Here is a 13594-nt window from a genome sequence, read left to right as displayed (position 1 = left end):
CTATTTTGAGATAAAATTTAAAGGGATAGGGGTAATAAATTTGACAAACGTTGCCGATATGACGAACGTTGAAAAGATTATCGTATTAGACTACGGTAGTCAGTATAACCAATTGATCACAAGACGTATTCGTGATCTTGGAGTCTTTTCCGAATTATTGAGCCACCGCATTACTGCAGAAGAAGTAAAAGCGATGAATCCAAAGGGAATCATTCTTTCTGGCGGACCAAACAGTGTATATGATGAGAATGCATTTGGGATCGATCCTGAGATCTTCAATTTAGGTATTCCTGTATTAGGGATTTGCTATGGTATGCAATTGATCACATACAAACTTGGCGGTTCCGTAGAGCCTGCTAAAAACCGCGAATATGGGAAAGCCTTGTTAGAAGTAACAAGCGATCAAGCTGTCTTGTTTAAAGAAACACCAAAACAACAAACAGTATGGATGAGCCATGGCGACTTGGTAACTAAAGTTCCTGAAGGCTTTGAAACAGTCGGAACAAGCAAAGATTGTCCGATTGCTTCTATCCAAGACACAACACGTAATTTTTATGGTATCCAATTCCATGCAGAAGTACGTCATTCCGAATACGGAATCGAATTGTTGCGCCACTTTGCCTTTGATGTTTGCCACTGTGAAGGTAACTGGACAATGGATAACTTTATTGATATGCAAGTAGAAAAAATCCGTGAACAAGTTGGTGACAAAAAAGTCTTGCTTGGTCTCTCAGGCGGCGTTGATTCTAGTGTCGTTGGGGTTCTTTTACAAAAAGCGATTGGTAACCAATTGACATCTATCTTCGTTGACCATGGTCTGCTACGCAAAGGCGAAGCGGAACAAGTAATGGAAAGTCTAGGCGGAAAATTCGGCTTGAACATCATCAAAGTCGATGCAAGAGATCGCTTCTTAGACAAGTTGAAAGGTGTATCTGACCCAGAACAAAAACGTAAAATCATTGGGAATGAATTCGTATATGTTTTTGATGACGAAGCAACAAAACTTGCTGGTGAAGAAGGCGTCTCTTTCTTAGCACAAGGAACGTTGTATACTGACGTTATCGAATCTGGTACAGAAACAGCACAAACGATCAAATCTCACCATAATGTAGGTGGACTGCCAGAAGATATGCAATTTGAATTGATCGAACCATTAAACACACTATTCAAAGACGAAGTCCGTGAATTAGGTACTCAATTAGGCATGCCTGATTCAATCGTTTGGCGTCAGCCATTCCCTGGCCCTGGTCTTGGTATTCGTGTTCTTGGCGAAATCACTGAAGACAAGCTAGAAATCGTACGCGAATCTGATGCTATCTTGCGCGAAGAAATCGCAGCTGCTGGACTTGACCGTGATATCTGGCAATATTTCACTGTTCTTCCAGGAATCCGCTCTGTCGGTGTTATGGGTGACGGACGTACTTACGACTACACAGTCGGTATCCGTGCGGTGACTTCAATCGACGGAATGACAGCTGACTTTGCCCGTATCCCATGGGAAGTCTTGCAAAAAATCTCTGTACGTATCGTAAACGAAGTAGCCCATGTCAACCGCATCGTGTATGACATCACTTCTAAACCACCAGCAACAGTGGAATGGGAATAAGAAACAACACGCTAGAAAGCCTATGTTATAGGATTTCTAGCGTGTTTCTTTTGGGGTGGTCACATTTTGGTCACACTTGTGTTCGTTGTTCCTTTTTTTATCTGTCGTAAATTGATTCTTAGTTTCTCAAATCAAATATTTACTTTGATAAAACTTGTAAACTATACAGAACCAAAGTTAAGTTTTAAAACATTATTTAAATCTGTAAAGTTTTCTTCCTTTGTAAAGGGAACGAAGAAATCAGGTTCAATTGAAAACATTTCTTCTAATAAGCTCCTGTTAACCCTAAAATTATTTTCAATGCTTGATAAATCAGTTAACTTATTCGTTAGAACCAAGTTAAAAATACTACGGATTTTTCCGGGACGTTTAAATACAATCTCCCTATCTAAAGGTTCTTCTAATTTGTAATTTTTTATAGCAATTTGTCGATAAAAATAACTATGTTGTTTTGGTGTAAGAAACCCTAATTTGTAAGCTCTCATTTCAAGTGCTTGAATTGATACATTATATTTTGCCTTTAAAGAGATATAACTATCTGGATTTGAAATCTTTTTTATTTTTTCTAAATCTTCTTGAATAATATGTGAAGGCAATAAAAAGCACGAAGCAAAATAATCTGCTTCTCTTTCTACTTGTTGACGTTCATTTTTATCTAACAGAGAAAAGTCAACATATGGGTGTAGTAACAAATGTCCTAATTCATGAGCCAAATCAAAATTTCTTCTCACTGCTGATTTTTTTATACCTAATACAATGATCGGAACATCTTGTGTTGACCATGCACTATAAGCATCTGCCTTCCCACCAACATTCTTCTCTAAAACATAAATTCCTGCCTTTTCTAATGATAATAATAGATTACCATTATCAGGTTGAATATCTAAAAACTTTCTAGAAAGAGTAGCAATCTCTTCTATTTTTTCATTTGTTATTTCATCAAATAACATTTTAGAAATTTTTTGTCTAAGATCTAATAACTTATTAGGTGGCACATTTAAAAAACTTTCTAAATAACTAATTACTTTCGAAGCAACATTTAAATAAACTACCTCGCTATTAGTTTTTTTTCTTGAAGAAATATCTGCTTTTCTATATGCAACATTATTTTCAAAAAAAGTCTTTTCAATAATAATTTCTTCAAAGAAAAAAGAAGATTTCACTTGTAAAATTTCTTTCATTTGTAAGATATTTTCAAATGACGGTTCTATCATTTGCTTTTCAAATTGCCATATAGATTGTTCAGACACGCGTAGTTTTTCTCCAAGTTCTTTACGTGAAAGACCATGCAACATCCTAATTATTTGCAGATTTTTCCCATAAAACATTGTGCTCTTCCTTTCTTAATACACTGCACTGGGAAAGCTAATTGGAGATTTCTTCTTCCTCTTTTGGAATTGTATAATCATAATCATAAAGATCACCAATTTCTTCTTTTTCACCAACTACAGCAGAATATTCTTCATCTTCTATAATTATAGACGTAGTTTGTAGATAAGGTGTTAAATTTTGAACTACATGTAATTCTTTTGTTTCATCATCAGGTAAAACAAGTAAAACTGATTCTATCACTTTTGCCGTATTAGTTTTATAAACCACTATATAAAAATTTTCATATTTTGATAACTCTTGTTCTGAAATCATTGGTTCTTCCAATGGAAGTTCTAATTGAATTGAGGTATTAGGCACTTTCTTTTGACCTTTACGAACTGAATTAAGGATAGGTTTATTAATCTTAGCATAATCAGACAAATATTGACTTACCTTTTTCTTTTTTTCTTTTGAGAAAGTTTGCTGTAATCTATAGTCGTTTTTTACGATAAAAAGAGAAGGTTTTTCTCCACCAAAGGAAAACTCTAAATATTCCCAACTTTCGCCTGCTTTTTCGCGTTTATTTTTTGCAAAATTAAAAGTTTTTCTAGCAACACCGTCATCAATAAAGTTACCTTTTGTAAAAGCAAAACCAGCGGAAACTTTCAATTTTTCTTTCATCTCTTTACGAATATCTAGATATTCTTTATAACCAAGTAATAACCCATCAACAACTAATTGTGCTTCTTCTGCATTGAGAACTTCATTTTCCATTTGTACAACTCCAATCTACTTATATTTGAAGTCATTATATCCTATTTATTTTAAAAATTGAAGAAAAGAATACAAAATAGATATTTTTTTTAAAGTGAATCTAAAAAAATGAAAAGAAAAATACTTATCAAAATATGCCTCTCTTATTATGGTTTTTAACTAAAACAAAAACAGTATAGCATATTATTATATATCATTTTGTTTCTTTTGCTGTAAACTGATTCTTAGTTTCAGGTGTCAGATTGCTTTTAGAAAAATTAGTTTGGATAGATCCAGTCAAATCATTCGCTATCTCTCTCAATGAATTTGGATACAAATGACCATAAGTTCCTAAAGTCGTTTGTACATCAGCATGCCCTAGTCTCTCCTTAATTCGAAGTGCATCCTTTCGCTGTGATATAAGCAAAGAAGCATGACTATGTCTTAACCCATGTATGCGGATTATATGAACACCAGCAATCGTTGCATGTCTTCTCATAATATGACGGATTGTATATTTCTGAGTAGGTATTCCATTATAAGAAAGTACAAACGACATGCCTCCTATTGAATCTTGACGCTCCTTCCAATCTTTTAAAAAGGTAATTGTATCGTCGTCTTGTTCGATTGTACGAATACTAGAAGCTGTTTTGGGTTCTACAAACTCATAGGTTTTGGCATTCTTATAATAGAGTGGTTTATTCACACGCAAGTTTTTATTTTCAAAATCAATATCTTTCCAACTTAATGCAGTGGCTTCTCCCAAACGCATACCGGTCATAAAAAGTAACCAAATACAAATAAAACCACAATGTTGGTACAAATCATCAATATAAAAAGTTGAAATAACTTTTTCAAATTCTTCTTTTGTCCAAAAATCAACTGTAGTTTTCTTTTTCTTCACATTTCCAATAACTTTTGCAGGATTTTTTCAAGTAGTCCCAAAACCACTGCTTGGTCTAATGACATCTGAAAAATCCCATATATGTTTCTTACATGTGTGAAAGAAGAAATTTCACTGAAATGCATGAAATTGTTCATCTTTATAAAGATATTCCTTATGTGAGAGAAGGACATACATTTTCTGATATGATTTCAGAAAATGGTTATTTATCAGAAGACTTGCCTAAAGAATATCGCGCTAATGTTGGAGCTAGTATCTTAATGGCAAATGACTCAGCTTTAAAATATGCGCTCTATCGATTCTCTTCTTTTGAAGAAGTAGCAAAATATTTTTTCATGAGTAAATCAGCCTTATTCAACCGATTAACAGAGTATTTAATTTTTAATAAAAATTGCCATCCCGATTATGCTCGAAGCTTAATAAACAATTATAGATACAGAAATAACAAAGAATTTTTTAGTATATTCTATCAATATAATGCTTATTTTAATACCTTACTAACTAAATGACTTTTCTGTATACTTACATTCAGGATACATAGTACAAGCTCTAAAATAACTATGGTTGCTCTCACTCCATTTATCTACAATAAAGCCAGATTCACATTTTGGACATTTGACAACTTTTTCAGGTAAACTTTTTAAAAAAATATATTTTTCCATAGTTTTTGGGATCAAGTTATTCAATAGCTGTAACAATCCATATCTATCATACCATTCAATATTTTGTGCCTTTTCATTCTTTTCTATTTCCATGTATACATATGGATTAAATAAGGAAGTAGTGATAAATAGTTTATTTGTCCAACCTTTATCTGAAATTCCAGAATAATGTTTGATATAGTCTACTGTAATAATTTTCGGGGCTTTAGTATTTAAACGGTAATGTTTTGCTTGTACTGCAATACATTCATCATCTTTTTTTATAATTAAATCTATATTGTTGTCTCCTGTATATACATATCTATCTTTTTGATATTCTTTTTTTGTTACTTCAACTTCATAATTAGCTAATCGAAAAACAGCTGCTAAAAATTGTTCAAAATAATCTCCCTGCTGTCTCCAACCAGTTTTACCTACGGAAAACTCTTTATCCATATTATTTAAAAAATCTATCACTATGGTTTCATCATCACTTTGTACAAAAGATAACCCTTTTACTTCACGATACTTTTTAGATAAAACTTCTTTTGAATTTATTTCTTCTGTCTTATGTGTAACTTTTTGTAAAAAACTTTTAAGCATAAGCACTACTCCTAATAAATAATTTGTTTCACAATATATAATTATAATAACTCTAAACAAGTATTATTTATATATTTCATAAAAATTTTTTTACAAAAAGTCCAGATTCACTAGGTATATTCGCATAAGAAAATCATTTTACAAATCAATTTTTGTATTAAATTTCATTGTTTTTTCACTTTTCTTTTTAATGGCAAAATATTACAGAAATTATAATTACATACGTGACCATTTTACTTATCAAAAATACCTGTCAGGATAATCCTTGACAGGCACTTTTGATATTAATAACTGCGTTTGTTGTATTCAGTAAACTGAAGGTTTATATTTTCGCAGTAAACTCGTCATACTCTAAAAATTAGGAATTTTCAAATTTGTTGTGAAAGAGAGATCATTTCAATTAACCCTTGAGCAGCTTCACTACCTTTATTCCCTGCTTTCGTCCCTGCTCTTTCAATTGCTTGCTCAATGGATTCTGTGGTTAATACACCGAACATCACGGGAATATCGGATTCTAGGTTAATATGTGCGACTCCTTTTGCTACCTCATTGGAAACTAATTCATAATGAGTAGTTGCGCCTCTGATCACTGTTCCCAACGTAATCAACCCATCATAACTATCTTTTTTGCTGAGTTTTTTGGTAATAAAAGGAATTTCAAAAGCTCCCGGTACCCAATATATATCAATTTGTTCTTCTTTAACGCCGTGTCTTTTTAAATTATCCAATGCTCCTTGCAATAATTTTTGATTGATAAATTCATTAAATCGCGCGACTACAATTCCTATTCGAAGATCCCTTGGAGAATAATTTCCTTCATAAATTGTCATTTTCTTGCTCCTTTATTTTTATACTGATAAGTAATGGTGGAACTTATCTCTTTTTGTTTTTAAATAGGCTTGGTTTTCCTTTTGTGGAACGGTTTCAATGGGTACCCTATCGACAATCGTAATTCCATCCTGTTGTAGCTCTGTTACTTTATCGGGATTGTTTGTAAGTAATCGAATGGACGTTGCACCAATTGATTTTAAAATATCTGCTGCAAAGTGATAATCTCGTTCATCCGGAGCAAACCCCAATTCAATATTTGCTTCATAAGTATCAAGTCCTTGTTCTTGTAATTGATAAGCTTTTAGCTTATTCCTCAATCCGATCCCACGACCTTCTTGACGAAGATAAAGAATAGCCCCAGTCCCCTCTTTCTCAATCATTCTCATCGCTTCATGTAACTGTTCACCACAATCGCAACGATGAGACCCGAAGACATCACCGGTTAAACATTCTGAATGAACCCGGACTAATGTAGGAGATTGACTATTTTGAATATCTCCTTTTGTTAACAATAAATGCTCCCGCTTTTCTCCATCTTCATAAATCGTCAATTTGAAATCACCATAATCTGTCGGTAAGTTTACTGTTATATGACTACTTTCTTCTAAAAATTTTACCAACTCATCAATAGTAATTAAGGGTAACTGCCATTTTTCAGATAAACGGGTCAGGTCTTTCATCCTTGCCATCGTTCCATCCTCTTTTAGGATCTCGCAAATATAAGCAGCCTCTACGCTATTAGCTAATTTCGCTAAATCAATCGCAGCTTCAGTGTGTCCTCGACGTACAAGCGTTCCGCCCTCTACACTAATCAAAGGGAAAATATGTCCTGGTCTAAGAAAATCATTTGATTTCGAATGAGGATCAGCCAATGCTTGAATGGAAGTTGCTCGATCAAATGCGGAAATACCAGTCTTCGTATGTTTATGATCCACACTAATCGTAAAAGCTGTACCAAACGCATCCGTATTATGAGCTGTCATTTCTCCTAAAGACAAGCGTTGCGCAATGCTCTTAGATAGTGGCGCACAGATTAATCCTCGACCAAACTTTGTCATAAAATTGACCGCCTCAGGTGTCACATATTCGGCTAAACCAACCAGATCTCCTTCTGATTCTCTATCTTCATCATCAGCTACAATGATTAGCCCACCCTTTTTCAGGGTCTTTATTGCTTCAGTAATATTACTCATAGTAAGTCCTTCTCCTTATACATTTCAAATTTATTTCTCTGTGCCTTTACATATTTTCCAACCATATCCGTTTCTATATTCACAAAATGTCCTACACTTAAATTTCCCAGATTTGTCAAGGATTTGGAATGTGGAATCAGACTAACTGAAAAGCTTGCTGTTGTTGTTTCCGTCACTGTTAAACTTACTCCATTAATTGCAATTGATCCTTGTGGAATGATTTCACCTGCATATTTGGTTGGATAAGCAAACGTCAAAACTAATGCATTTTGATTCTCTACTTTCTTAATCAACCTTGTAACAGTATCAATATGTCCCGCAACAAAATGTCCTTCAAAACGTTGCATCATCAAAACTGCTCGTTCTAAATTGACTCTATCGCCCACTTTTACGGTGGAAAAAGTGGTCCGTTGAAAAGTTTCAGGCATTATTTCAGCTTTAAAAAATGTACTTGAAACCTCAATAGCAGTTAAACATACCCCATTGACTGCCATACTATCACCAATGTTGTAATCACTTAGTATACTGTTGGAAGCCTGAAAAGTGAGTTGGATCATTTGCTGGTTTCGTCTAATTTCTTTGACTATTCCTTGTTCGGCGATTAATCCTGTGAACATTGCTTTCGTTTCCCCCTCACTCGAATGTCTTCTCCAAGCTGTTCAACTTCCAAAAATTCTAATTGCTGGTCTTTAGAGACTAAACGTTCACTATGAAAGGACATCGGACTTGTTCCCCCAAAAAGTTTGGGCGCAATATAACTGATGACTTCGTCCCAGAGACTTTCTGCTAAAAAAGCATCATGGATTTTCGCTCCTCCTTCTACGTACAACGACTGAACACCTTTCTTTCTCATGGTCTCAATAAAGAAGGCAAAAGAAAACTTAGGTGTATAAAAAATTGTTACATGGGGGAATATTTCCTTTAGCTCATGATTTTCCGTAAATATCCAAACCGGACTTGTTGTCTTTTGAAAAAGATTGAGTTCAGGACTTTTAAGAATCCGCCCTCTACGATCCAAAACGATGCGCACTGGCGGGAAAATATTTTCAGCATCAGGCAACAAATGAGGGTTATCAACTAGAACAGTTTCGCTCCCCACCACGATTCCTTGGTATTCTCCTCGCTCTTTCCGTACTCTTGAAATGGCCTTTGGGCTTGTTATTGAGTGCCGAGAACCTTTCTTTATAGAAATCTTCCCATCTAGTGTAACGGCTTGTTTTAGTGTGATATAGGGACGATCCATTTCAAAAAAGTGGTTATAAAAAGGATTCAGTGCTCTACATTTCTCTTCTTCCACACCTACAATTACTTTGATTCCATGCTTTTGTAGAAATTCTCTGCCTTTTCCTGCCACTAAAGGATTCGGATCAAGCTGACCTATGACTACTGTTGTGATACCAGACTGAACAATGGCTTGCGTACAAGGTGGCTGTTTTCCTTGGTGATTACAAGGTTCTAAAGTAACATATAAAGTTGAATTAAACAGTTCTTCGGGGGAACTACAATTTTGAATAGCATTTACTTCAGCGTGGGACTCGCCATAATGTAAATGGGCACCTAGTGAGATTAGCTTTCCTTCTTTTACAATTGCTGCTCCAACTAATGGATTGGTAAAGGTATTTCCCTTTCCTTTTTTTGCTTCTGCAATCGCAGCTAGCATGAAAGACTGGTGCATATAAATTCCCCCTTTCAACAAAAAAAGCCCTGCGAATTTAATCACAGGGCATAACTAAACAAACCTAAAGGTAAATCGATTTTAATAAATAAAACCGACCTTCAGTCAACTTTTCTTCTCCCATCCAGACTTTAACTGTCGGTGCCAGATTTTCACTGGCTCAACCACAAAAATGTGGGTCACGGACTTCGAGTAAACTCGTCACCGTCGGTCGGGAATTACACCCTGCCCCGAAGAAATATTCAATTCGTTTAGAGTATATTCTTAAAGCTCAAGTGTGTCAACCTAAAATAAAATGGAGTATAAACACCCGCATTTAATCAAGGTTATTCGCATGAATAGAATAATATATCCAAAAAAGAGACGTTTATGGTCACACTTTTGGTCACAGTTTAATTCAATTCAAATCTAATCACGCTAGCTATACCGTTAAAAATCCCAACAAATCAGTGTTGAATTTTCTTACTTCCTAATAGGCTATTGAGTGGGAATAATCAAAAATAGCCAACAAATTTTGATATGTCAATGTTTGTTGGCTGTTTGTTTTTTCATTATCACACTTTTATCACAGTTACAAAGTTTTTAAAAGATTTCATCAATTACTTTATACGTAATTTTAATTGATTTACTCTTGACAAAACATGAAAATTCCTTCAATAGTACTTCATAAGCGTTTTTTATATGTCCGCTCCTTTAGTCTTCTTTGTTCCTTACCAAATATTTCTTGCTAATTATTTAACAGTTCTGGACATGATTCAATATGTGTTCTCAAATAATAAAAAATGAAACTTTTACAGTTAATACTAAATAACGATAACAATTTTAAACAAGATGAGGCATAATAAAAATATATTCAACAATGCTAGTAGCATCTTCATTAATACAAATATTTTCCGATAGAAAAATATTCTGAGCTAATTGCTTGACATTTTATTTTCAACTATTGATAACCACCGTTGTAAGCGCTATCTTTAATTGAGATAGCTTTATACTAAAAGGAGATATTATGAAAAAATATGTTTACATAGGAATAATTGCCCAATTAATACTCACTGTTTTTATTTTCCTTTCAGTTATTGACCAATTAGAGTTAAATAAATTACTTTATAAAGATAAAGAAAAGATTACTATTCTAGTCGAATCTAATTCAATGTTAAGAGAACCTCAGCAACAAGCTGATTTTATTATTGAAACAGCAAACAACAATCAAATTGAAATCTTTAAATATATATTTTCTAGTGACTCCGATTTAAAAATATATACAAATCAAACAATGAAGAATGGATTTACTACTCTAGGGAATCCAAATGAAAGCAGTACAGATACTTTAAAGTCTAGAAAAGATTTCGTTTGGACAAATTCAAAAATTGACCTAGAGCTAAAAAAGTTCGCCGACATTCCTGAAACAGGGATTTCAGGCGTCTATTATATTCAGGGAAACACTCAAAAACAGATCCACGCGTTTCTCAGAGATATCAATAAACTAGGTACTATACAAACCGATAACAATGATAGTTACAACCTAAATGTCCGCAAAGAGTTTTTCGACAAATATTTATTGATTTTAGTATGGTTTCTATTATTGGTGGTTAATTTAGCAATATTGATCCAATTTCTTATTAAACAAACTAAAAAAATCACTCTATTTAAACTATTTGGCTGGAGTATCCAAGATACTTTAAGTTCTTTTACAATTCCTATCATACGTGTACTTTTATTGAGTTTATCTACCGTCAGCCTTATTATTGTCCCATACTTTTTTATCCGTTATAAAGGAATGCCATTTATAATTTCCTTTTTCTCTTTGTCATTATTGACCACTCTTTTACTCATTACGCTGTATTCTATCTGTATTTATCTATCTATTAAACTCATTTATCGCTCGAATCATCCCAATAATTTAAAAGGCAACAATTACAGCAGTTTTGGGATAGCCTTTAATCTATTCTGTAAATTAGCAGTTGCAACAACCATTATTATTTTAGGTACTTCATTATTAAAAGAGCAACAGGTATTGGTTCAGCACCAAAATCAAAATGTCTATTGGGAGAAAACAAAGAATATCTATGCCACACAATTAAGATTTATCACGAATGATCCAGATGAATATCGTCCTTACGAGAAAAATTTGAAAAATTTTTTTAACGAGGCAACAAATAAAAAAGGATTATTCCTAATAAACTCATCCAATTATGAAAAACTATCAAATGGAAAACCGCTCTATGAAATGAATACTCATAGTGATATTGAACAATTGACTTCTCCTGCTGGAAAATCGATCATTATCAATAAAAACTATTTCGCGCACAACCCGATCATAGATACTCAAGGAAAATCTCCTATAGATAAAATAATCTATTCACCTAACCATTTGAATCTATTAGTGCCTGACTTCTTGAATAAATTTGAAAAAGAAATTGAATCGCAATATCTGGAATATTTTTCTTTTTTGAGGCGAGCTACGAGCGCGTCTTCAGAACCGATAAATGCAAAAATAAACATCATATATGTGAAAAGTCATCAAAAATATTTTACGTATAATCCTCACATTGATAAAAAAGACTTTACTATAGTTGATCCAATCTCTATAGTAGATACAGGAAATCTAGATGCTAGTTTTTATGCAGCCTGGTTGACGACATCTTCTTTTGTTCAAACAGAAAAAAAGGATGGATTTAATTATTTATTACCGACCATTATCAAAACAAATACTTTACCAAGCATCCAGAATACTATTTCAATTTACAATTTCCGAGCTGAAGAATTGAATACAAAGAAAACATTGATTTACACTATAAGAATTCTATTGATTTGTTTAACTGTAATCCAAATTTTTAATGTTTTTTCATCCTACCAATTAATCGTAGAAAAATATAGATATAGCTTGCATATTAAGAGACTTTTTGGATATTCTTTTATAAAACTCTTTACTCCAATAGTCATGCCAATTATCTTATTAGATATCATTCTTGTATCAGTATTATTCATCCTTTATAGAAACCAATATATTATTTTTATAATTACTTGCTGGAGCATTTTAGAATTACTTATCACTTTATTAACCATGTATTACTTAAGCACTTCTATTAACAAGCCAAGCATAGAAAAAAAAGGAGTTTAGAGATGATAGAGATAAAAAACGTTGGTATTTCATATGGAAAAAATAAAATTTTTGAACAATTCTCCTTAACGATTAAAGATGGTGACTTTTTATGTATTTATGGAAAAAGCGGGAGTGGCAAAACAACTTTATTAAACTTGTTAGGCTTGCTGGAAAAACCTGATAGTGGAAAAATCATATTTGAAGGTATAGAAAATCCTAGTGCTAAAGAAGTTCATTTACTACAAAAAGATAAGATTGGCTATATCTTTCAAAATTTCGGTTTAATAAACGATGAAAGTGTCGAAAGTAATCTACTTATAGCATTAAAAAACCAAAAGATGAATAACAAAGTGAAAAAAGAAATGATGTTACACAGTCTATTCGAAGTAGGTCTATCCAATGTTTTAAAGAAAAAGATTTATGAATTAAGCGGCGGAGAACAGCAGCGTATTGCGTTAGCTAGATTAATTTTAAAAAAACCTTCTTATATTTTTGCAGATGAACCTACAGGTAACCTTGATGAAAAAAATGCTGAATTAGTCTTTCGCATCATAAAAAAATTTAATGTCGAACATCATGCTACCGTTGTTTTTGTGACTCATGACAAAAAGTTTATAGACTTTACTAAAAATACGTTAGATTTAACTGTCCTAGATAAGCAAGAAAAAATTTTAACACATTAATACGTAGAAATAAGTAAATAAAATGATAATACTCTATAAAATTCATCGTATTCTAAACATATTGTAATATGTTGCAAACCTTTAAATTAGCGAAATAATTCTATACGCTATCTTTTTATTTTCGAGTGGGAATAAACAAAAATAATTGAAAATAGAACTGTGACAAAAATCGTGTCGCAGTTCCTTTTTCCGAATAACTGGTGTTCCAGAAGTAGCTTCTTCGGAAATAAGCCGAAATTACAAAAAAATGTGAGAAGTAAATTTCGTCAATTCCTTCTTATTTCTTGAAGC

Annotated in this window: 12 protein-coding genes and 1 riboswitch; of the genes, 4 read left to right on the top strand and 8 right to left on the bottom strand. The window is 33.0% G+C overall.

All coding sequences use genetic code 11. The features are described from left to right. Positions 1 to 40 precede the first annotated feature (40 nt). On the top strand, positions 41 to 1606 hold the full coding sequence (guaA, locus tag HMPREF2988_RS06750) for a glutamine-hydrolyzing GMP synthase (RefSeq protein WP_024635746.1): 1566 nt from the start codon (positions 41 to 43) through the stop codon (positions 1604 to 1606). 161 nt (positions 1607 to 1767) lie between these two features. Here the strand turns inward: guaA and HMPREF2988_RS06745 are convergent, their stop codons facing one another. The 3 genes from HMPREF2988_RS06745 to HMPREF2988_RS06735 form a co-directional block, all read right to left on the bottom strand. Further along, positions 1768 to 2934, bottom strand: a complete 1167-nt coding sequence (locus HMPREF2988_RS06745) for a spr1629 family repressor/antitoxin (RefSeq protein WP_070770283.1) — start codon at positions 2932 to 2934, stop codon at positions 1768 to 1770. 37 nt (positions 2935 to 2971) lie between these two features. Next, positions 2972 to 3691: a spr1630 family ClpXP-sensitive toxin gene (locus HMPREF2988_RS06740; protein WP_070770282.1), complete on the bottom strand. Its 720-nt coding sequence runs from the start codon at positions 3689 to 3691 to the stop codon at positions 2972 to 2974. 193 nt (positions 3692 to 3884) lie between these two features. Beyond that, entirely contained in the window at positions 3885 to 4574 is a 690-nt protein-coding gene (locus HMPREF2988_RS06735) for a site-specific integrase (protein ID WP_070770281.1), read from the bottom strand. A gap of 119 nt (positions 4575 to 4693) precedes the next feature. Here HMPREF2988_RS06735 and HMPREF2988_RS06730 point away from each other — a divergent pair, with 119 nt between their 5' ends. After that, entirely contained in the window at positions 4694 to 5083 is a 390-nt protein-coding gene (locus HMPREF2988_RS06730; RefSeq protein WP_070770280.1) for a hypothetical protein, read from the top strand. On the opposite strand, the gene HMPREF2988_RS06725 is transcribed toward HMPREF2988_RS06730, so the two are convergent. From HMPREF2988_RS06725 to ribD, 5 genes are all read right to left on the bottom strand, one after another. Next, positions 5072 to 5818, bottom strand: a complete 747-nt coding sequence (locus HMPREF2988_RS06725) for a restriction endonuclease (RefSeq protein ID WP_070770279.1) — start codon at positions 5816 to 5818, stop codon at positions 5072 to 5074. The two genes, HMPREF2988_RS06730 and HMPREF2988_RS06725, sit on opposite strands and share 12 nt — an antisense overlap. A 368-nt stretch (positions 5819 to 6186) precedes the next feature. After that, entirely contained in the window at positions 6187 to 6648 is a 462-nt protein-coding gene (gene ribE, locus HMPREF2988_RS06720) for a 6,7-dimethyl-8-ribityllumazine synthase (protein WP_002315494.1), read from the bottom strand. Positions 6649 to 6666: 18 nt separating this feature from the next. Then, positions 6667 to 7842, bottom strand: coding sequence for a bifunctional 3,4-dihydroxy-2-butanone-4-phosphate synthase/GTP cyclohydrolase II (locus HMPREF2988_RS06715; protein WP_002315493.1), 1176 nt, complete (start codon positions 7840 to 7842; stop codon positions 6667 to 6669). Next, on the bottom strand, positions 7839 to 8459 hold the full coding sequence (locus HMPREF2988_RS06710) for a riboflavin synthase (protein WP_002315492.1): 621 nt from the start codon (positions 8457 to 8459) through the stop codon (positions 7839 to 7841). Before HMPREF2988_RS06710 ends, HMPREF2988_RS06715 begins: the two co-directional genes overlap by 4 nt. Further along, a complete protein-coding gene (gene ribD / locus HMPREF2988_RS06705) occupies positions 8444 to 9517 on the bottom strand; it encodes a bifunctional diaminohydroxyphosphoribosylaminopyrimidine deaminase/5-amino-6-(5-phosphoribosylamino)uracil reductase RibD (RefSeq protein WP_070703996.1) in 1074 nt (357 codons plus the stop codon). Before ribD ends, HMPREF2988_RS06710 begins: the two co-directional genes overlap by 16 nt. A gap of 108 nt (positions 9518 to 9625) precedes the next feature. Then, positions 9626 to 9759: riboswitch (FMN riboswitch) on the bottom strand. 764 nt (positions 9760 to 10523) lie between these two features. Here ribD and HMPREF2988_RS06700 point away from each other — a divergent pair. Both HMPREF2988_RS06700 and HMPREF2988_RS06695 read left to right on the top strand, forming a co-directional pair. Beyond that, positions 10524 to 12638, top strand: a complete 2115-nt coding sequence (locus tag HMPREF2988_RS06700) for an ABC transporter permease (protein ID WP_070770278.1) — start codon at positions 10524 to 10526, stop codon at positions 12636 to 12638. Positions 12639 to 12640: 2 nt separating this feature from the next. Continuing rightward, complete coding sequence (locus tag HMPREF2988_RS06695; protein ID WP_070770277.1) at positions 12641 to 13303, top strand: ATP-binding cassette domain-containing protein; 663 nt, start codon at positions 12641 to 12643, stop codon at positions 13301 to 13303. Positions 13304 to 13594 lie beyond the last annotated feature (291 nt).

The organism is Enterococcus sp. HMSC061C05 (assembly GCF_001814765.1).
Lineage (GTDB): Bacteria > Bacillota > Bacilli > Lactobacillales > Enterococcaceae > Enterococcus_B > Enterococcus_B lactis.
The sequence above is the reverse complement of the archived record's forward strand: the minus strand, read 5'-3'. Positions and strand labels throughout refer to the sequence as shown.